The 20,206-nt window shown below is 37.4% G+C and carries 17 protein-coding genes; 10 read left to right on the top strand and 7 right to left on the bottom strand.

Translation table 11 applies throughout. The features are described from left to right. Nucleotides 1-21: 21 nt before the first annotated feature. Nucleotides 22-705: a hypothetical protein gene (locus tag HVN35_01040; GenBank protein ID NYB51138.1), complete on the bottom strand. Its 684-nt coding sequence runs from the start codon at nucleotides 703-705 to the stop codon at nucleotides 22-24. 139 nt (nucleotides 706-844) lie between these two features. On the opposite strand from HVN35_01040, the gene HVN35_01035 reads away from it, so the two are divergent. From HVN35_01035 to HVN35_01020, 4 genes are read left to right on the top strand one after another with little or no spacing between them, the layout of a single operon-like run. After that, the gene (locus HVN35_01035; protein ID NYB51137.1) at nucleotides 845-1,906 is read left to right on the top strand and encodes a DNA double-strand break repair nuclease NurA; all 1,062 of its coding nucleotides are present in this window, start codon (nucleotides 845-847) and stop codon (nucleotides 1,904-1,906) included. Further along, nucleotides 1,899-3,431, top strand: a complete 1,533-nt coding sequence (locus HVN35_01030) for an ATP-binding protein (protein ID NYB51136.1) — start codon at nucleotides 1,899-1,901, stop codon at nucleotides 3,429-3,431. The genes HVN35_01035 and HVN35_01030 overlap by 8 nt, the downstream gene beginning before the upstream one ends. Then, on the top strand, nucleotides 3,431-4,576 hold the full coding sequence (locus HVN35_01025) for a DNA repair exonuclease (protein ID NYB51135.1): 1,146 nt from the start codon (nucleotides 3,431-3,433) through the stop codon (nucleotides 4,574-4,576). The genes HVN35_01030 and HVN35_01025 overlap by 1 nt, the downstream gene beginning before the upstream one ends. Then, nucleotides 4,566-7,265, top strand: a complete 2,700-nt coding sequence (locus HVN35_01020; GenBank protein NYB51134.1) for an AAA family ATPase — start codon at nucleotides 4,566-4,568, stop codon at nucleotides 7,263-7,265. Before HVN35_01025 ends, HVN35_01020 begins: the two co-directional genes overlap by 11 nt. A 356-nt stretch (nucleotides 7,266-7,621) precedes the next feature. On the opposite strand, the gene HVN35_01015 is transcribed toward HVN35_01020, so the two are convergent. The 3 genes from HVN35_01015 to HVN35_01005 form a co-directional block, all read right to left on the bottom strand. Beyond that, the gene (locus HVN35_01015) at nucleotides 7,622-9,037 is read right to left on the bottom strand and encodes an MFS transporter (GenBank protein ID NYB51133.1); all 1,416 of its coding nucleotides are present in this window, start codon (nucleotides 9,035-9,037) and stop codon (nucleotides 7,622-7,624) included. Between the two features lie 172 nt (nucleotides 9,038-9,209). Continuing rightward, nucleotides 9,210-10,691, bottom strand: a complete 1,482-nt coding sequence (gene serB, locus HVN35_01010; protein NYB51132.1) for a phosphoserine phosphatase SerB — start codon at nucleotides 10,689-10,691, stop codon at nucleotides 9,210-9,212. A gap of 32 nt (nucleotides 10,692-10,723) precedes the next feature. Further along, on the bottom strand, nucleotides 10,724-11,269 hold the full coding sequence (locus HVN35_01005; GenBank protein ID NYB51131.1) for a TATA-box-binding protein: 546 nt from the start codon (nucleotides 11,267-11,269) through the stop codon (nucleotides 10,724-10,726). A gap of 418 nt (nucleotides 11,270-11,687) precedes the next feature. Here HVN35_01005 and HVN35_01000 point away from each other — a divergent pair, with 418 nt between their 5' ends. The 6 genes from HVN35_01000 to fen all read left to right on the top strand — a co-directional run bounded on the left by HVN35_01000 (nucleotide 11,688) and on the right by fen (nucleotide 17,047). Continuing rightward, complete coding sequence (locus tag HVN35_01000; protein ID NYB51130.1) at nucleotides 11,688-12,092, top strand: hypothetical protein; 405 nt, start codon at nucleotides 11,688-11,690, stop codon at nucleotides 12,090-12,092. Between the two features lie 32 nt (nucleotides 12,093-12,124). Beyond that, entirely contained in the window at nucleotides 12,125-12,667 is a 543-nt protein-coding gene (gene cyaB, locus HVN35_00995) for a class IV adenylate cyclase (GenBank protein ID NYB51129.1), read from the top strand. 243 nt (nucleotides 12,668-12,910) lie between these two features. Next, nucleotides 12,911-14,086, top strand: coding sequence for a homoaconitate hydratase (gene aksA / locus HVN35_00990; GenBank protein ID NYB51128.1), 1,176 nt, complete (start codon nucleotides 12,911-12,913; stop codon nucleotides 14,084-14,086). A gap of 123 nt (nucleotides 14,087-14,209) precedes the next feature. After that, nucleotides 14,210-15,454, top strand: a complete 1,245-nt coding sequence (locus tag HVN35_00985; protein NYB51127.1) for a 3-isopropylmalate dehydratase large subunit — start codon at nucleotides 14,210-14,212, stop codon at nucleotides 15,452-15,454. A 2-nt stretch (nucleotides 15,455-15,456) separates the two neighbouring features. Continuing rightward, complete coding sequence (locus HVN35_00980; GenBank protein NYB51126.1) at nucleotides 15,457-15,990, top strand: chorismate lyase; 534 nt, start codon at nucleotides 15,457-15,459, stop codon at nucleotides 15,988-15,990. Nucleotides 15,991-16,060: 70 nt separating this feature from the next. Further along, nucleotides 16,061-17,047, top strand: coding sequence for a flap endonuclease-1 (gene fen, locus HVN35_00975; GenBank protein NYB51125.1), 987 nt, complete (start codon nucleotides 16,061-16,063; stop codon nucleotides 17,045-17,047). A gap of 206 nt (nucleotides 17,048-17,253) precedes the next feature. On the opposite strand, the gene HVN35_00970 is transcribed toward fen, so the two are convergent. The 3 genes from HVN35_00970 to HVN35_00960 form a co-directional block, all read right to left on the bottom strand. Continuing rightward, nucleotides 17,254-17,862: a DUF2119 domain-containing protein gene (locus tag HVN35_00970; protein NYB51124.1), complete on the bottom strand. Its 609-nt coding sequence runs from the start codon at nucleotides 17,860-17,862 to the stop codon at nucleotides 17,254-17,256. 4 nt (nucleotides 17,863-17,866) lie between these two features. Further along, nucleotides 17,867-18,640: a DUF2119 domain-containing protein gene (locus tag HVN35_00965; GenBank protein NYB51123.1), complete on the bottom strand. Its 774-nt coding sequence runs from the start codon at nucleotides 18,638-18,640 to the stop codon at nucleotides 17,867-17,869. A 162-nt stretch (nucleotides 18,641-18,802) separates the two neighbouring features. Further along, nucleotides 18,803-20,056 carry an adenosylhomocysteinase gene (locus HVN35_00960; protein ID NYB51122.1) on the bottom strand — a complete coding sequence of 418 codons (1,254 nt, stop codon included), beginning with the start codon at nucleotides 20,054-20,056 and terminating at the stop codon, nucleotides 18,803-18,805. Nucleotides 20,057-20,206 lie beyond the last annotated feature (150 nt).

Genomic DNA, 20,206 nt, shown 5'->3' with positions numbered 1-20,206 from the left:
AGATCGGCAAAGTAAGATAGTTCAAGGAGTGAAGTGATAATACTCCCCATCTGTAAGTGTTATCTTCTTTAAAAATCCTTTGTATTCCAGTGAAATGATAAGATTGTACATGCGAATGTTGCTTAACCTTAAATCTCCATAGAGAAGTGTTCCCTCCAGAAGAGTTCGTGAAATATTCCCTGATTCATCAACTAATTTGCTGATTATTTCCAGAGATTGCTGTTCAGTTTCAGAAAGCTCCTCTTTAACTTCATCCCCCCCAGCATCCCCCAGATCTTCATTAAATTCATTATACTCATTATCTTCATTTTTCCCATTATTCACATTTTCTTCTGTTTTTTCAGCTTTTCCCACCAAAACATCCCTTTCATCAGTTTTATCGCCAATAGATGATTTTGGAAAATTATTATCCACATGACTGTCTGCAGTTTCACTGGTAGTTTCCTTTGGTAAATTCTCCTGGAGAACAGTTTCGCCTTTTTCATCCCTTTCATTTTTCTTTCCATTAGTTTTAAGGCGGATAATGCCATCCTGCCATGATATGTACTCCTCTTCTTCGAGTTTATGCAAAATTAAGCTAAGATCATCTTCGGGAATGTTCAGATCCAGTTTCAGGATGTTGTAGGGAACTCCTTCCTGGTATTCTGCTTGGAATACTTTGATGGTGTTAAGAACCCTTTTTTGTTGGGGTTTGAGACTAGTCATAGTGATAGATTGGTTAAGCATGTTAATAAATAAAGTTTAAATCCACTTGGGCAGAATATATTTGTAATGTTCACCTACCTATTGACTTATTTGCCATGAAACTTATTTCGAAAACTCCTATATTAATTTGAGGGATCAAATGCTGGATTCACTTTATGAAAAGGCCTTGAAAAAGAGAAGTTATATTAATCAGAGATTAGAGGAAATCAGATTCTCACAATTGGATGCTGCAGAACACTGGGTTAATTTCCAGATAGAAGAAAGCACATCAGAAGTAAATATTGCTGCAGGCGATGGAAGTATAAATAAACGCAAGTTTTTGCCATTCATATTCTACGCTATTGATGCAGAAGGATTAATCCACACCAAAAATGGTCTTAAACGAGTTGAGAGCTCTGAAATTGACATTATCAACCACCATAAATATGTTGAGGATCGTTTAAGGAGTTATATGGAGATATTTGAAATAAAAAATGCCCTGAAAATGCTGGCTGAACATGAAGTTGATTTATTCCTCTTTGACGGATCTATTCTGGGCAACCTTATAAGACCGTTCCCCATTGAAAAAGAACTCAAAGAAGAAGTAAAAGAAAAAATAAGGGGGAAGTACTTACCAGCACTAGTTGAAGAGTTAAAATGTTCTGATGTGGGGATTTCTTCAGCTAAATTTGCTGGAGAAATCACCGCTGAATTTGAAGATAATACTGAACCTATGATCTACCTGGAAAACCTGGAAAAACTCCTGGTTATAAGCGAATTAATGGATATGAATGAGAAAATAGTTGCTATCTCCAAAACATCTACCCGTACCGAATATTTCGGTTCAAAAGTGCCTGATATGGCCATATTTGATATGCACCGTAAAACACAAGGGTACTCTAAACCAAGATATTCCAGTGTTTCAGAGGTTAAAAGGTATTTCCCAGTTAGAAACGATTTTCTGAAGAGTTTGACTTTCAGCATTTTTTACGCCAGATTATCCGATTATAAAAACATTCTAAAGTTTGAATTACCTTACCAAGCCACAGAAGAAGATATAAAAAAATTATTGGAAGATGTGAAGAACATCAGTGCAGAGGGATACCCTTTGTTACTAAAAAAAGCACATGATGATGTTGTAATCCGTAAAAGTGACTTGGAAAATCTTTCCAAGATAATTGGATTCCAGGAGAAAAGTGGGAGGGAAATGTTAAATGAATAGTATCCTAGGAAGATGCATTGGAGAAACTTCACTGGTTGATGTTAGTTTCATTTCAAAGGAAATGCCCAGGGTGGGCGAATACGTTTGCCTGAAATATGATGGAAAAAATGTTCTGGGAATGATCGAATCACTGGTAAGAGGCAGTGTTTCCATCAATGATCAAATATATGATCCCCTCACCATTGAAAAAATCAAAGCCATTGAAGGTGACGACCATTATGTGAAGGGAACCGTCAAAATACTGGGAGATATTGATAATGATCTACGCATCCCCCGAACACCAGCACCACCTGGAACCGAAATAAAAGTTGCTGATGCAGAGGTTTTAAAGAAAATATTCAAAGTGGATAAATATGGTTTGAAACTTGGAAATCTCATCACTCAAGATGAAGTGGCTGTAGAAGTTGATATCAATAAAATGGTGTCAAGACACTTGGCAGTTCTGGCTATGACCGGAGCAGGTAAATCAAATACTGTCTCAGTTATTGTTGATGGTCTTTTAAATGTTAAGGGAAGTGTTTTGATATTTGACATGCACTCTGAGTATGTGAACACTGATTTTGGAGAAGATAAAGTTAATGTAATAAATCCTCAAATTAACCCACTTTATCTATCATTCAGTGAAATGAAAAAACTATCAAACATCCCCTCCAATGCCTATGTTCAGGAAAGATACTTCTTGAAAGCTTATAAAATGGCACGTAAAAGTTTAATGCAAGGTTCTGCTACTGGAAAAGATTTTATTGCTCTTTTAATAAATCAACTGGAGAGCTGGCTCTCAGAATCAGAAGATCCTGAGAATAAATCTGGCAGTGCATCTGACAGGAAATCCATAGCTGATGTTTTGAATAAAATAGAGCACATGCAGGATAAATATGGTAACATACTCAGCCTGGAAGCAAAAGACATCATCGACAGCCTGGAAGTGGGCAAGGCCAATATACTGGATCTGGGTTCAGTGGATGAATTCGCATCTGATGTGGTGGTCAGCCACATACTAAGGAACGTGTTAAGCAGTCGGAAAGAGTTTTTAAGAACTGGAGACGGTCTTGAATTTCCAGTTTTCCTGATCCTGGAAGAAGCCCATATTTTAGCCCCTCAAAACAGGAAAACAGAATCCAAATCATGGATTAGTAGAATTGCACGGGAAGGGCGTAAATTTTCTGTTGGTCTGTGCCTGGTTAGTCAGAGCCCCAAATCTCTGGATTCTGATGCCCTGTCACAGGCAAATAACATGATAATTCTTCGCCTGGTGGAGCCAACTGACCAGAGTCATGTGCAGCGTGCCAGTGAAAGCCTGAGTGATGATCTAATAGCCCAACTCCCATCATTAAATATTGGTGAAGCGATTGTACTGGGTTTAATGACCCGAATCCCCACTCTAGTTAAAATTAATGAGTTTAAGGGTAAAATATCTGGTGGAGACCTGAATATTGTGGATGAATGGTCTAAATCCCATGAAAATCAAAGAAAAATCTTAGATGAACAGAAAAGGGAATATGAAGATCTTGGGGGAGATTACTGATGCAGTTTGCCCACCTTGCTGACACTCACCTGGGTTACCGCCAGTACGGGCTAATTCAACGGGAAGAGGACTTCCTACAAGTTTTTAATGAAACCATTGAAGAAATTATAAGAGAAAGACCTGAATTTGTCATCCACTCTGGAGATCTGTTTGAATACTCAAGACCCCCTACTAAAGCTTTGTTAACAGCACAGAGGGGAATTCTTAGATTAAAAGATGAGAACATCCCCATTTATGCAATTGCAGGTAATCATGATGTTGTGATGCGTAAAAACGCCCTTCCTCCACAAATTTTATATAAAAATTTTGGTTTAAAGCTTTTAAGCCCTAAAAAACCATTTTATATCAAGGATGATGTTTTCATAGGTGGTGCGCCCTATGCATCTAAATATCATTCCAAACATCTAATTAGAAGACTCCAATCAATAGAAAAATCATCAAATGATTTTAAGAAAAGGATTTTGGTACTTCATCAGGGTATCGACCGTTATATTCCCTATGAATATGAAATTAAGATTGGTGATGTTCCTCAGAGTTTCACCTACTGTGCATTTGGTCATATACACGAAAGAATAATTGATGACTTCGGAGAGGGTAAACTAGCCTATCCAGGTTCTACAGAGATATGGCGTTCCAACGAAGTTGAAGGGTATAAAAAGAACGGGAAAGGATTTTATCTGGTTGATATTAGTGGAGATATGCCAGAAATTGAAAATATCAATCTTAAACTGCCCCGGGAATTTATAAAAGAAGTTATTCCCTTCATAGAACTCCAGGACTTTCTATCAAGGATAAATAAGTACATATCAACCCTACCAAAAAAACCTATTCTCCTGGTTACTGTGGAAGGAGGGAATTTCAGCAGATCAGAGGTGTACGAAACTTTAAACCAGGAATTTTCTGATTCCTGCCTGGCAGTAAGGTCAAAATACAAACCTACAACAGTTGAAGATGGAAAAAGTCTTTTTAAACCGGACAGAGAAGTTTTAGATATTAAAAAGATGATTGAACATGGTCTTAAAGATTTTAACAATGAAAAAGTTAACCAGCTGGCAACGGATCTTTTAAAGGAGCTTTCTGAAGGAGATTTCAAAATGGCCGAAGAATTAGCTCAGAATTTCTATGAGGATTTATATGATCATTAGAAACCTTCACCTGAAGAATTTTAAATCACATAGGGATACTAGGATAGATTTTAATACTGGAATATCGCTTATAATTGGTGGAAATGGAGCGGGTAAGTCCAGTATTCTTGAGGCAGTGAGTTTTGCACTTTTCAAGCAGCATACCAGTAAAAGAATTGAGCAGCTTATAACTGTTGGTCAAAAAAGGATGTCCATCACCCTAGAATTTAAAGCCCACGGCCGTACGTATCGAGTTTTAAGAGAACGTTCTAAAACATCTTCCAGGGCAATTATGAGTATTAAGGAAGGTGGGAAGTTTCGATCATTAGTTTCAGGGGATAAACAAGTTACAATGGAAGTTCAGAATCTGCTGGAGATGGATGGAGATCTATTCCTCAATGCAGTATACGTTCGTCAGGGAGAAATTTCCGACTTAATTGAAAAAACATCATCTGAGAAAAAACAAATGATAGGCAGACTTTTAGGTATTGATTCTTTTGAAAAAGCCTGGAAAAATTTTAGAATTATCATAGATAAATATAACGAGAAAAAATTGATATTAAATGGTAAGATAGAATCCTTAAAAGAACTTGAAGGAGAATTAGATTCTAAAAAAGAACAAAAACAACAACTTAAAAGCAAAATTAAAAATCTTAACCGGGAAATAGAAGAAAAAATAATTGATACCAATCTAACCCGGGAAAAAAAGGAAATCCTTGATAAAAGAAGTTTAGAATTTGAAAAAAACCGAACACTCCTAAATTCACAAGAATCTCTCCTGGAACAACTGCAAAAAACCAAAAAAGATCTAAATTACCAGTTAACGGAAATAATGAGCAAAGAACAGGAAACAAAAGAATTGAGACCAAAATTAAGAAAGTTAGAAGTTTTAAAAAGTTTGGAAGAGAAAAGTAAAGAACTTAAAAACCTCAATAAAGACAAGGAAAGATTAATGAACATCTTAAATGATATTAAACGTTTTGATAATGTCTTAAAGGAAAATGAACATTATTATAATGAATATTCGGTTTTAAATAGTGATATTAATAATTTACAGAATGCTAAATATCAGATTGAGGGAAGTAGAGTACTATATGAACAATACACCACAAGAAAATTAAAAATTGAAGCTAAAATTAAGAAATCTCTTAAAAAAATAAATGATATCCTTATAAAATCTAATAAGATACTGGACACTAAATTTGACACTGCTGAAGAATTTGAGAATTATTTATCTGAATTCAAACCCCAATTAGATTCAGAGATAAATAAAACTTCAAAATTAATCCAAGATATACAAAAAGAACTATCAAATATTCAGGTGAAAAACAAAGACCTTGAAAAGCCTATTAAAGAGCTAAAACGTGTTAAAGATCTTTGTCCCATCTGTAAATCAACTATTAAACCAGAAAAAAGGGTTGAACTTTTAAATGAATATCAATCCGATATTGAGTCAAATATCCGAAGATCTAAAAGGTTGAAAGAAAAACTAAGGGAACTTGAAGCTCAAAAAGCCAATCTGGACTTAAAACAATCTAAAATCCAAAGTATAAATATTGGAATCTTAAAGGAATACCTTAGATCTGTTGAAGAAGATAATAAAGAGATTCAACAAATCAATGCAAATCTTGCAGAGCTTCAAAAAAAGATAGTTATTTTAGAAAGAATTGAAGAGGATATAAAGGAAAAAAAATCCCAAATTGAAAATATTAAAGGAAAATATGAAAATTACATCGCAGCTAAAGGTTCTTTAGAGTCTTTAGGAGATATTAAAAATCATTTATCGAATTTAGATGAAATTAACATAAATATTAGAGATTTGAGGAAAAATATCAGTTCCCTTATTGAAATTGCTGGAGATAGTGTGGAGAATCTTCCAGAAGAAATAAGTTACCTGGAGGAAATGAACAAAAGATATCAACGACTTTTAGGAGAAATTAAACAAAAAGATTCTCTTTTAAAGCGGGAAAAAGAAAATGAAACTCTTATCAAGGAAACTTTACAAGAAATGGAAGAGATAGGTAAAAAAATTGAAGCCTTGAATTATAATGAACAATCTCATGAAAGAGTTAAAAAGGATTGGGAATTGAAAAATGAAGAGTTGTCTAGGCTTACCGGAGAAAAACAGAAGTCAACTGGCCAGTTAGATCAGCTGAGCAATTCCATCACAGAGTTAGAATCTAAAATTCAATCCTATCAAAAGTATAAAAATGATTTGAAGAATCTTAAAGACTTCTTGAAATTATTGAAGTTTATCCGTGATCTTTTCAGTAAGGATGGGGTTCAAAAAGATTTGAGGAACATTTCAAGGCCATTAATAGAAGAAAAAACCAGAGAACTTTTTGAAAGGTTTAATTTTGAATATTCTGATATTAAACTGGATGAAGATTATGATGTGACTATTTATGGCCCCACCGGTGAAAGCAGCCTGGATATGATAAGTGGTGGAGAGAAAATAGCAGTAGCACTTGCTATGAGGTTAGGAATCACCCAAGTACTCTCTGGAGGTAGTTTAGAACTTATCATGCTGGATGAACCCACCATCCATCTTGATACCTACCGCAGACAGGAACTGATTGACCTGCTTAAGAAAATGTCCATAATACCCCAGATGATCATTGTTACTCATGATGCAGATCTGGAAGATGCTGCAGATAATATTTTAAGAATTGAAAAAGAAGATGGTGTTTCTTTTCTGTCAGAAGCCTGAAATAAATTATTTAGTTATTCTATCATTCTATTTTAATCAATTTTCTTTTGAATATTTTTTTAGCTGTATATAATTTATTTTTGATGACTTCCACTTTTTTAATAGTATTTACTCCAAATTATCACTCCAATAAACATCAAGAGTATTCCTAATATTTGTAATCCTCTCCCAGGAGTCATATGATACCCTAAATAAAAATCTGCCACATTAATAACAAAAAGGAGGATTCCTATTACAATTAAAGTTAGCGCCCTTTTATTGTAACTTATTTTCATCTTTAAATAATTTCAAAATTATATTAAATACAATTTTTGGTATCAATGGCTTTTTAAAAGATTAAATAATTGAGAGAGCTTTTATTGCCTATTTTTTTCTTCCTGATATCCACTCTCTCCCCTATACCATGATACAAACACTCCCACGAAACAGAGTGCAGTGAATACCACGAAGCATATCTGTATACTTTCAAGCAGGGCCGGATACTGAGCGGGTGCTATCTGAACACGGCCTATGAAGAGCGCGAAGATCAGGGTGGCTATTCCTATGCTCATGGTCTGGCCTATGAGTCGCATGGTGCTCACTGTAGCAGAAGCTACTCCATAGAATCTTCTCTCCACTGAACCCATAATCACATTGGTATTGGGTGAGGAAAAAAGTCCGAATCCCAGTCCCAATACAGCCAATCCTATTAGTATATCAGTTATGGGGGTGTTAGCATCAATGAATGTTAAGGTAAACAGAGCCAAGGTAACTGTGGCCATCCCAGTGGTGGCAATGAGACGGGCATCAAACCGGTCTGACATTCTCCCTGCGATAGGAGCCATGATGGCCATTACTATTGGTTGGGCCACCAGAATCATCCCCGCAGCCTGGGGTTCGAAGCCCTTTATGTACTGGAGGTAATAACTTAAAAGCAGAGTTACTGCAAAGGTAGCACTGTAGTTTATAAGCGCTGCCATGCTGGAAAAGGTGAAAGCGGTGTTTTTAAAAAGTCTAACATTGAACACTGGACTTTTGGTGCTGAGTTCCCATTTAACAAATGCCAGGAATCCGATTATCCCCAAAATTAACATGACCCACCCACTCATACCTGGCAGGCTAGAAAATCCGTACATAACTAAAAATAGCATTGAACTGTAAAGTATGGAACCAATATAGTCAAATTTTTCCCCCTTAGACGCAGCCCATTCATCGTGAAGCTTCCAAAATACTATTGCCACCACGAGAAGTCCAAAAGGTATCATGAGTAGGAATAAACTTCTCCACCCTAAGTACTGGGTCATTAAGCCGCCAACTACTGGTCCTACAGATAGTCCCACGTAAACTGCAGCTACATTAATACCAATGGCTTTTCCCCGGTGTTTTGGTGGGTATACTGAGCTGATAATGGCCAGACCGGTTACAAAGATCATGGCCGATCCAATCCCCTGCAGAACCCGGGAAGCTATGAGAGCCAGTGAATCTGGTGCCAATGCACAGAAAAAGGAGGCTACGGTGAATATGATGATCCCATAGGTGAAAATCCTCTTCATTCCATGTATATCAGCCACTCTTCCCAGGGGAACTGCGAAAATTGCAGCTGCCAGTAGAAATCCATTGGTGACCCAGTTTAATATAATGGCATCTGCCCCAAAATCAATTCCAATGGTGGGTAATGCAATATTAACTGAAGTTCCCATGAATGGAGTGAAAAAGGAAGCAATGGATGCAACTAAAAGTGCAGCTATTTTTACATCATTATCAACATGAAAAGAATCTTTATTAGGTTTCATTCACTCACCAAACCTTGAATATAATCTACATAAATAACAATTAATAACATATTTGATTTATACTGCTTAAATCCCAATGCAAGGATACTCAGATTTAAATAATTAATATTTGAAAATTAATGGAAATTAAAAAGAATAAAAAAATGGGAGGAATGTGGCCATAGTTGGCCTTTCAGACGATGTTGTGCTTCTGTAAGAGAAGTAACTCCTCAGTTGAAACCTTTTTACCTTCCCTGAATTTACGGTAGATTTCTTCAGCTTTCTCTTTTTCCTCAGAGTTTTTCTTGCGCACAATTTCGTCTTCTTTGCTTCTTTCCTTGGCTTTAACCCGGTCCATGCCCTTATTAGCTTTTCTTATTTTTCCAAAGGTTGCTTTAACTTCTTCATGGACTTTGTTAGCCTTTTCCCTTGTTTCTATGAATTTCTGATGGCATGCATCTGCCTGGCTGCGGATTTCATCGATTTTGCGGAAGTACTCCAGCATCTTTTCATGGGTTTCCTGTGCCTGGTCAGATAACTCCACCACTTTAGCATGATAATTTTCAGATTCTTCTTTAAACTTCAAAGCTTCGCTGCGGCTTTCTTCATCTTCCTGCATGCCCTGAAGTTTTTTACGGAGGTCTGTAACCTTTTTAACCAGCTCGTTTTCTTTTCTGATGTCCAGGACCCTGGTTTCAATGGTTTTCTCCAGGCGTTTTATCTCATCTTCCACTTGAATTGCTTCTCTTCTTCCAGAGGTCCATTCCATTTTCTTATATTTCTGATGGGCTTCATCACGGAGTTTTTTATATTTTTTAACTTCCTGGTTAACCTGGTCTCTTTCATCCCTGTATTTAAGGGCATTGTCCAGGTTCCCCCTTATCTGAGAGTTGAGTTCGTCCCTTTCCTGGCGAAATTTTTTAGCCTCATCATTAAGCTGGTCTCTTTCAGCTGTTAGTTCCTTTAGGACTTTTTCTAATTCTTTCTTCTTCGATAATAGTTCGCTGAAACTTTCTTGAGATTCTTCTTCAGCCTCTTTTTTGGAACTTGGATCATCAAATATTTCCAGTAATTCTCTTAAATCCTTCTTCTCAACTACAACATCAGCCATTTCTTTTAATACTGGTTTGGCATTGAAAGCTATTCCTAATCCTGCTTCTTTCAGCATGGAAACATCGTTAGCTCCGTCCCCCACTGCTGCACATTCATCAGATGAGATTTTTTCCAAACTCATTAACTCTTTGAGTATATCAGCTTTTGAACCATTAACCAGTGGCCCGGTAACTTTCCCAGTGAGAACTCCGTCCTTCTCCTCAAGAGAGTTGGAGTAAGTGTAATCCAGGTCAAGTTCATCCTTCATGCGCTGGGCAATAACATCAAAACTGCCAGTTATGGTTGCTATTTTATATCCTCTTTTTTTGAGCTGGCTTATACTTTCCTTCGCCCCTTCCATGAGAGGGATTTCCAGCATAACCTTGTTAATCTCTTCAACAGATGCTCCTTTCAAGAGTGCCACCCTTTCTGTAAGGGCTTTTCCGAAATCTAAGTCTCCTTCCATGGCCTGACTGGTTATTTTAGAAATTTCTTCCTCTACTCCAGTTAATTTAGCCATCTCGTCTATGACTTCACCGTCAATTAGAACGTTATCAAGATCAAATGCGATAAGTTTAATCAAAAGATCACCAAATATTACTTAAAAAGATAGAATTACAATAAATCTAATTCAGACAATCTTTCCTTTGTTTTTTCTACACCAAGCTGTGCGTCTGTGATAGTTTTTGCACCAGTACATACTACTTTACCAGACCCGAATAGTAATAATACTACTTTAGGTTCACCTAACCTGTAAACCAGTCCAGGGAATTGTTCTGGTTCATATTCCGTGTTTTCCAGGTCCAGGGCCACTGCCTCCAAATTCAGAGTTTTATCCAGATTGGCAGAGGCAACTATGTTCTGTACTTTAATTTCAAATTCATGAGGTATTTCCGGGTCTAAAGTGCGCATTTTGTCTACAGCAATGTGAATAGCCTTTTTAGAATCCTCGATAGACTTAGCCCCGGTGCACACCAGTTTTCCGGATCCAAATATGAGTGCGGCTGTTTTAGGTTCTTTAAGCTTGTAAACTAATCCAGGGAATTGTTCAAGATTATATTCTACACCTTCCAGTGCGGGTGCTACTTGGGGAAGGTCTACGGACTTTCCGAGCGTTGCGGAAGCCACTATGTTCTCCACTTTAATTTCAACTTTCATCATCTAACATCCTCCCATGGTTACTACTCATAACCATGTTCATTTTTATTCTTTATAAAAGGCCTTATATATACATATAAATGACCATGCATTTAACATAAAAATAGTTGTTTTAATACTACTAACGTTTCTAAAAAGACCCATTTATAACTTACTTGCCCTGAATATGTTTAATACCATATATATTAGTTTCCCGGTTATTAATTTCTAAGGCCATCTTAATAAATCAATTAAATGTGGATTTTATCCAGATTTTCAGAGCTAATTGAGTTTCAAGATTAAAAAAAGGAAACCCCTGCTATAAAAAATATAATTAAATTAATTAAATTTATTTCACATTAAACATATTAATTAAATTAAGTACTGTTATAAAATAATACACAATAATGATCTTGTTATTTAGATTCATAAGGTGAAAACAATGTTTGGTCCCAGAATGTACCAGCAACAACTTGATGAACTCGGAATTGATGGGCTGGAGATCGATGTTTCCAACATCCAGAGAGCCATGGAAACCCTTAATGAATTAGAGGACTATGAAGACGTGCTTAAAAAAATGCGCCACAATATTCGAACAGATATAAGAAATATTAGAAAAAAATACATTCAAATGATGAAAGAATTAGATCCCTCCCCTGAAGAAAAAAAACGTATGAAAGCTCGTGACATTGAGAAGATAATTAAAAAGAAGAAATCCATTGTAAAAAAAAGGAATAGTAAAATAAAATCATACGAAATCATTGAAAATCTTGTAGATAACTATTTAACCCAAATTTCCGATGCCCGGCTTTATATCAGAAATTCCATAGAAAGTAGAGTGGGTTGAAGTTGAATTTATTTTAGGCCCTGGAGTTAGCTATGATTGAAGTAGAAGTGAAAGCTCATGCAAATAAGGATTTTAGTAAATTAGAAGAAGATCTACTTAACTTAGGCGCCGTTCGAGTGGGTGATGAATTCCAGGAAGACACCTACTTTAATGCACCTCACCGAGATTTTTCCCTAACTGATGAAGCCCTCAGAATAAGGAAAATTCATTATAATGATTCAGAAGACATCTACATAACCTACAAGGGAGCCAAAATGGATAAGGTGAGTAAGACTCGGAAAGAAGTTGAAGTTAAGGTGGAAGATTCCCTTAAAGTCGCGGATATTTTGCAAAGCCTCAGCTTTCAGAGGGTGGCGACTGTGCGAAAAAATAGAATTATATACAATTTAGGGGATTTAATAATAACACTGGATGAAGTCCACGGAGTAGGTAATTTTGTGGAGATTGAAAAAGAAGTTGAAGAGGGTGAAGACACCCAAGAGGCCCTTAGCCAGATATTCTCCACTTATTCAGAAATTGGAATCAAGGATGGTTTTGAAAGAAGATCTTATCTTGAATTAATGGGAATACAATAAACCCGATCCCGATTAGCCGGCAGCCGGAATGATAGAGCCGGCATTAATCAGGATAAAAACGAAAAGTTCATTTATATCTAAATAATATTATCAAAGAAAGCACTCCTGAGAATCTAATAAAAATTTTGAAAGATTTCCAATGAAAATAGATGTTAAACAGTTTTTATAACCCTTAATTTAAACCAGTAATTTTAAACTGATATTATAAATTAATAATTTTCAAAAAGAACAGGTGGTAATGTTTTGGAATATTTTGTTAGCCCCTATAATCAATCAATTGATCTGAATTTCCCGGAAAAAATCACAGTTTACGACACCACCTTACGGGATGGTGAACAAACACCAGGTGTCTGCCTCAGAACACAGGAAAAACTTAAAATCGCGCGTAAACTAAATGAATTAGGATTACATCAGATTGAAGCCGGTTTTCCTGTTGTTTCCAAAGAAGAGACTCGTTCTGTAAAAGCCATTGTAGCAGAGGAGATGGATGCTGATATTCTGGTCCTATCCCGAACTAAAAAAGAGGATATTGATAAAGCTTTAGATTGTGATGTGGATGGGATAATCACTTTCATGGGAACTTCCCAACTTCATCTTAAACATAAATTAAAAATTACCCAAGAAGATGCTCTCAATATCTGTATGAATTCCATTGAACATGCGAAAGATCATGGTTTGTTCGTGGCCTTCTCAGCAGAAGATGCCACCAGGACTGACCTGGACTTTTTGAAGAAAATATATAAGAAAGCAGAGACCTACGGTGTGGATAGGATCCATATTGCAGACACAGTTGGCGCCATAAGCCCTCAGGGAATGGATTACCTGGTTCGAGAGCTAAAAAAGGAATTGAATGTGGATATAGCACTGCACTGCCATAATGATTTTGGAATGGCACTTTCGAATTGCATTTCAGGTTTACTGGCTGGTGCTAATGCCATTTCAACCACGGTCAATGGAATCGGTGAAAGAGCAGGTAACACTTCACTGGAAGAACTGGTAATGTCTTTACTCATTATATACGGCGTTGATCTTGGTTTTAATATTAGTGTGTTCCATGATCTTTCAAAACTGGTGGAAGAACTTACCAACATGAAAGTACCAGAAAACAAACCCATTGTAGGTAAAAATGTGTTCAGGCATGAATCAGGAATACACGTGGATGCCGTTCTAGAGGAACCATTAACCTATGAACCTTTTATTCCTGAACTGATAGGCCATCATCGGAGAATAGTGTTAGGAAAACATTCGGGATGCAGAGCAGTGAAAGCCAAACTGGATGAATACGGAATAGAGGTTACCCGTGATGAACTATGTAAGATTGTTGAAATAGTAAAAGAAAAACGTGAAGAAGGAAAATATATCAACGACCGACTTTTCAACGAGATCGTGCGTTCAGTGAGAGGACCATTTAATTTTTAGATAGTTAAAGAAAATTTATAATACAATTAATAGGTCAATGAAATATCAAATTTCTAGAAAATTTTTGAGTTATAAAAAAATAGTTCACTTACTAATTATCTTAATTTAAGGGATGTTTATGCAATGAATATCACGGAAAAAATACTGGCCAAAGCTTCTGGTGAGAAGGAAGTTCACCCTGGAGAAATAATTGAAGCAAAAGTAGACCTGGCCATGACCCACGATGGCACATCACCTCCCACCATAAACACTTTTAATAAAATCGCAGAGAAAGTATGGGATCCTGATAAAATCGTGATGGTCTTTGATCATAATATTCCCGCCAACACAATCGGTTCTGCAGAATTTCAAAGAGTAACGAAAGATTTTGCCAAAAAACAGGGGATTAAAAACCTTTTCACACATGGAGAGGGAATATGCCATCAGGTTCTTCCAGAGGAAGGTTTCATCAAACCAGGTACAGTGGTGGTTGGTGCTGATTCCCACACCTGCACTTACGGGGCTTTCGGAGCTTTTTCCACAGGCATGGGAGCAACTGATGTTGCAGTGATCTATGCAACTGGTAAAACATGGTTTATGGTCCCTGGAGCCTTAAAAATAGAAGTTAATGGGGAATTAAAAGAATACGTTACTGCTAAAGATTTGATTCTTCACATCATAGGCACTATAGGATCCTATGGTGCTACCTATAACTCTCTAGAATTTTGTGGAAACACAGTTCAGGATATGGATGTTTCTGGACGGATGACCATGTGCAACATGGCAGTGGAGTGCGGTGCAAAAAATGGGATCATGGAACCCAACACTGCAACCTTGAATTATCTAAAAAAACGTAATGTGGGAGATTTCAAGATATTCACCTCTGATGAGGATTCAGTTTATGAAAAATCATATCATTTCCAGGCAGATGATCTAAATCCACAAGTGGCTTGCCCTCATAATGTGGATAATGTTAAACCAGTCTCCAGTGTTTCTGGTGAAACCATTGACCAGGCATTTATTGGTTCATGCACCAACGGCCGTTTGGAAGACCTCAGTCAAGCCGCAGCGATTTTGGAAAATGAAAAAGTTCACCAGGATATCAGACTCATCGTGTCTCCTGCTTCACGCCGCATATATCAGGATGCCTTGGCTCTAGGAATTATACAAACCTTTCTCAAAGCAGGAGCCATTGTAATTAATCCTGGATGTGGGCCATGTTTAGGAGCCCATATGGGTGTTTTAACTGCAGGAGAAGTGTGCCTGGCCACCACCAATCGTAACTTCGTGGGCCGGATGGGTGATCCCCTTTCGGAAGTTTATCTTGCCAATCCAGCAGTGGTTGCCTATTCGGCTATTCACGGTGAAATAAGAGATCCCAGTGAATGAAAATGGACCCGGAAATCTTTGAAGGAATAAAAAATATTGAAAAAGAGTTAGGAAATCTTTCCAGTGCACAGAAGATACTTCTAGCTACTGATGGCTCTGTAACTACTATTCTTGATGTTTTAAAAGGACAAGTGAATATCAGGACCCTGGTGCAGGAATTTCGTGATGCAGATGATGAGGCAGCATCCCTTTTAAACATCCAAGTGGGTGACACCATTAACTACCGGGTGGTGGTTATTGAGGGAGATGAACCCCTCATATATGCCGTTTCCATGATACCCGTGAAAAGGTTGAACAATGATTTTAAAGAAGACCTTATACGGGCAGACATACCCATTGGCCGCATCCTACGCAAACACAATATCGAATCACGTAGGGAGATTAAATCAGTTTCAGTGGTGGAATCAAGTCCAGAGATGAGGGATATCTTCAAAACAAGTGCCAAAATGCTCAGGAGAACTTATAACATTATTCACAAAGACCAGATTCTCATATGGTTAATGGAAACCTTCCCCTACAGCATGTTTCGTGATTAAATATTACTATTGATTTATTCTAAATTTTAAACCATTAATTGCAATCAACTGAATGGTAGGTGTATGGATTATGGGTGTTAAGTTTAAAGACATTGTATCTCCAGATGAGATAAAATTCAATGATTTAGAGGGCAAAGTAGTGGCCCTTGATGCAGCAAATGTAATCTATCAATTTCTCTCCAGCATACGCCAGTATGATGGCACTCCTCTTAAGGATCAAAATGGAAGGATAACTTCCCATTTTAGTGGGATACTTTATCGCAGTTCTTCTCTTATAGAAAAAGGGATAAAACCAATTTATGTTTTTGATGGAAAGTCAAGTGCACTTAAAAAAGAGACTCAGGAAAAAAGAAAAGAGATTAAGGATGAGTCTGAGAGAAAATGGAAGCAAGCCCTTGAAGAAGGCCGGGTGGAGGATGCCCGGAAGTTTGCAGTCAGATCATCCAGAATGTCCCCTGAAATTGTGGAAGGATCTAAAAAACTCATTAAACTCATGGGAATCCCTTACATTCAGGCTAAAGGAGAAGGAGAAGCACAAGCATCTTATATGGTAATACGTGGTGATGCCTGGTGCGTTGCCTCCCAGGATTATGATTGCATGCTTTTTGGAGCTCCACGAATGGTAAAAAACCTCACTATAAGTGAAAATCAAAACTCACCCCAAATCATTGAATTGGAAAAAATCCTGAAAACCCTTGATATAACCCGCGAACAACTTGTGGACATGGCTATAATGGTTGGAACCGATTTTAATCAAGGAATAAAGGGAATAGGTGCTAAAAAAGGCTTGAAGCTCATCAAAAAACATGGTGATATATTTCATGTCCTGAAAAGTCTTGATGTTGAATTAGATGTGGATGCCCGGATTCTGCGTGAGATGTTCCTTAACCCTGAAGTTGATTCAGACTATGAATTAAAATGGAAGGATGCTGACCAGCAGGGGATTGTGGATTTTCTTTGTGGAGAGCATGATTTTTCTGAAGAAAGAGTGTTGAGTGCTGTTAGTAAACTAAAAAAATTGGAGACCAGCCAGAGTAGTTTGGAAAAGTGGTTTTGAAAATCCATCTAAAAAAAAAGAGTAATCTAAAAGCTATTAATTAAACCTACAAGAACAAACATTAAAATCCTATTAAAGAAACTAAAAGTAACCCTAAACATTTATGGCTTAAAATGGAAAATCAATCCTTAAGAACAATTTTTATTAATCCAATAGGATTATGGTTAATCCAATAAGATTATGGCCCCTGCGAATAGTTTAGTTGATTAAAAAGGAGGATAATCACCGAAAAACTCCTTAGCATATTTAATTGCAGTTTCAACCTGATTTGGATATATTTTTTTCATTGCAACTTCCAGTTCATCACGATTTCTTGACCAGGCAATGATCCTCAATACCCTTACATACACGTCTAGTGAATCTTTAGTGGGATTACAGGGCATTTCTAGGGTGATGCAAATATCATTCCTGGCGAAAAATTTGGTTCGGATAAAAGGAGATGCAGAACCTATTAACACCCCTCTCTCCAGCTCTATAAGAGGTGGAACACCAGATTTGATTCGTCTTTTCGGTGAGATTAGTTTTGAATAACTTTCTTTCTTATAACAGTGCGCTTCCACGTATACCTGGGGTTTGTAATGATTTATAAGGTATAAAACCTTTTTTCCTACCTTTGATTGGTAGTAAAGAGGATTCAAGGTGCTCAGATAAGGGCTTTCATCCCAGTTATGGATCACCAACTTCCCCGCAGCAACATCTTTTTCTCTGATTTCCTTCAGGGCGTCTTCTGTGCTTAAACCTTCCTTACCATGTAATCCCCCTATATAAAGACGGTTCATACCTTCTCCATTATCAATAATTTTGAAATAAGCCAAATAATCACCCGTGCTCTCGGAAAATTAAGTAAGCCTGAGTAAGTTGTTTTATCTGTGCTGGGTTAAGGTTAAAGCTGCCTCTTGATACTACTTCATTTACTAATTCCTCAAGATCTCTGTAATTTTTCAAATCTCTAAGTTGCACTTTTTTCTTAAGCTCAAAAAATGCAGGATAGAAATTGGTGGAATACTCCTTAAAATAATCACTCAAAATTTTCACTTGTAGGGGATAAACTTGACTCAACTTTTCCATGATTTGGGAACGATTATTGGACTTTGAAGCTATTTCCATCATTTTTTTGGCGACTTCTAAAGATTCTGGCGAGGGTTGGCAGGGTATTTCCAGAATAAAGGGGAAATCATAAAGATCAAAAAATACGGAACGAATGAGGGGTGATGTGGATCCTATTAAAACACCATTTTCCAGTTCCACCAGGCTTGGAACTCCGAATAGTTCTTTTCTATTTTTTCCTGTGAGTTTTAATTTTTTATCTGGATGGTAGCAGTGTAGTTCCAGATATATTTGTGGTTGGTATTTCCTGATGAGATCCAGGAGTTTTCCACCAGCAAGAGACATGTAGTAAAGAGGATTCAAGGTGCTCAGGTAGGGGCTGGGAGAGAAATTGGATAATACTAGACTTCCCCCACTCAGATGGAGATTTTCAGCACTCATAATGGCATGAATGGTGCTTTCACCTTCTTTTCCATGTATTCCACCCACAAAAAGGCGCGAAGGAGGTTCCTTCACACCCATTTCTTTGAAAAAATCAACTGCCATTTTAGGTCATTTACAGTCTCAGTTTTTAGGTTTCGGTTAATTTATAATTGAAAATTTGTAACTGGCAAGTGTTTGAGCTTATAATTGAACCGAGTTACTTTATGGGCAAACTGCCTAGTTAGCTCAAACTTACCAGCACTATTTCCAATTAAAACTTCCATGTTAAGTTCCGTGTTCCCATCCTTCCAGATACTCAACCTGTTTTTGAGATAGGTCATCAATTTCAATACCCATAGCCTCAAGTTTTAGTCTGGCCACGCGCATATCTGCTTCATCAGGGGTTTTGTGGACTCCTACTTCCATTTCATTATGGACTATTTGTTCAGCAGATAAGGCCTGCATGGCAAAGGAGAGGTCCATGATCTCAGCTGGATGCCCCTGTCCTCTTTCACCTGCTAGGTTAACCAGTCTACCTTCAGCCAGAAGGTAAATGCTACGACCGTCGTCCATTACAAATTCTTCAATATCTGGTTTGACTTGTTTCTGTTCAACTGCCAAAGCATCCAGGTCTTCCCGGTTAACTTCCACGTTAAAGTGACCAGAATTGGCCATTATACAGCCATCTTTCATTACCTTAAAGTCATCCCCCGAAATGACATCTATGTTTCCAGTGGCTGTCACCAGTATATCAGCATGTTTAACTGCCTCTCTTACTGGCATAACCCTGTAACCATCCATACGAGCTTCTAGTGCCCTTATTGGATCGATTTCAGTGACTATAACGTTGGCTCCCAGTCCCTGAGCCCGCAAAGCAATTCCTCTACCACACCAGCCATATCCACATACCACCACGGTTTTACCGGCGATTAGGATGTTGGTGGATCCCATTATAGAGTCAAAGGTTGATTGTCCTGTTCCGTAACGGTTATCAAAAAGGTATTTGGTGTAAGCATCGTTAACTGCTATTACTGGAAATTCCAGAGCACCATCAGCGTGCATGGACTTCAAGCGGTGAATTCCAGTGGTGGTTTCCTCACAGGCACCCCTAATCTTGTCCAGCACATCCCTTCTTTTTTTGTGAATCATGAAAATCATATCCGCACCATCGTCAATGATAATGTCTGGCTGGTGATCCAAGACCATGTTGATGGTTTGGTAGTATTCTTCATTTGTCTGCTCTCTCCATCCATACATATTTAGACCCATACTGGCACCGGCTGCCGTGGCATCATCCTGTGTGGATAGTGGGTTGCAACCAGTCATAGCCACTTCCGCCCCACCAGCCTGGAGGGTTAAACCCAAGTTTATTGTCTTAGGCTCCAGATGCAGGCAGGACCCTATGGTAATTCCCTCAAAGGGTTTTTCTTTTTCGAATCTTTTTTTAATGGTTTCCAGTACTGGCATGTGCTTCTGAACCCATTCAATCTTCTTTACACCCTGAGGGGCTAAATTCATGTCTTTTACTTTATAAGGCATTTTATCACCGTTAGATTCATGTAAAAATGAATTCAATCAGATTTCATTATTAGATTATTAACTTTAATTCTCTATTCTTTATATAAATAAGTCTCTATGTTAAAGTGATCCTTTGCTTATTTTAATTAAAAAGTTATTTAAAAAGTTATT

The organism is Methanobacteriaceae archaeon (genome assembly GCA_013403005.1).
Classification (GTDB): domain Archaea; phylum Methanobacteriota; class Methanobacteria; order Methanobacteriales; family Methanobacteriaceae; genus Methanobacterium.
The sequence above is the reverse complement of the archived record's forward strand: the minus strand, read 5'-3'. Positions and strand labels throughout refer to the sequence as shown.

Excerpts from the sequence above, each read along its gene's own strand:
- HVN35_01040 (NYB51138.1), bottom strand. The coding sequence starts at position 705 with ATGACTAGTCTCAAACCCCAACAAAAAAGGGTTCTTAACACCATCAAA.
- HVN35_01035 (NYB51137.1), top strand. The coding sequence starts at position 845 with ATGCTGGATTCACTTTATGAAAAGGCCTTGAAAAAGAGAAGTTATATT.
- HVN35_01030 (NYB51136.1), top strand. The coding sequence starts at position 1,899 with ATGAATAGTATCCTAGGAAGATGCATTGGAGAAACTTCACTGGTTGAT.
- HVN35_01025 (NYB51135.1), top strand. The coding sequence starts at position 3,431 with ATGCAGTTTGCCCACCTTGCTGACACTCACCTGGGTTACCGCCAGTAC.
- HVN35_01020 (NYB51134.1), top strand. The coding sequence starts at position 4,566 with ATGATCATTAGAAACCTTCACCTGAAGAATTTTAAATCACATAGGGAT.
- HVN35_01015 (NYB51133.1), bottom strand. The coding sequence starts at position 9,037 with ATGAAACCTAATAAAGATTCTTTTCATGTTGATAATGATGTAAAAATA.
- HVN35_01005 (NYB51131.1), bottom strand. The coding sequence starts at position 11,269 with ATGATGAAAGTTGAAATTAAAGTGGAGAACATAGTGGCTTCCGCAACG.
- HVN35_01000 (NYB51130.1), top strand. The coding sequence starts at position 11,688 with ATGTTTGGTCCCAGAATGTACCAGCAACAACTTGATGAACTCGGAATT.
- cyaB (NYB51129.1), top strand. The coding sequence starts at position 12,125 with ATGATTGAAGTAGAAGTGAAAGCTCATGCAAATAAGGATTTTAGTAAA.
- HVN35_00985 (NYB51127.1), top strand. The coding sequence starts at position 14,210 with ATGAATATCACGGAAAAAATACTGGCCAAAGCTTCTGGTGAGAAGGAA.
- HVN35_00980 (NYB51126.1), top strand. The coding sequence starts at position 15,457 with ATGGACCCGGAAATCTTTGAAGGAATAAAAAATATTGAAAAAGAGTTA.
- fen (NYB51125.1), top strand. The coding sequence starts at position 16,061 with ATGGGTGTTAAGTTTAAAGACATTGTATCTCCAGATGAGATAAAATTC.
- HVN35_00965 (NYB51123.1), bottom strand. The coding sequence starts at position 18,640 with ATGGCAGTTGATTTTTTCAAAGAAATGGGTGTGAAGGAACCTCCTTCG.
- HVN35_00960 (NYB51122.1), bottom strand. The coding sequence starts at position 20,056 with ATGCCTTATAAAGTAAAAGACATGAATTTAGCCCCTCAGGGTGTAAAG.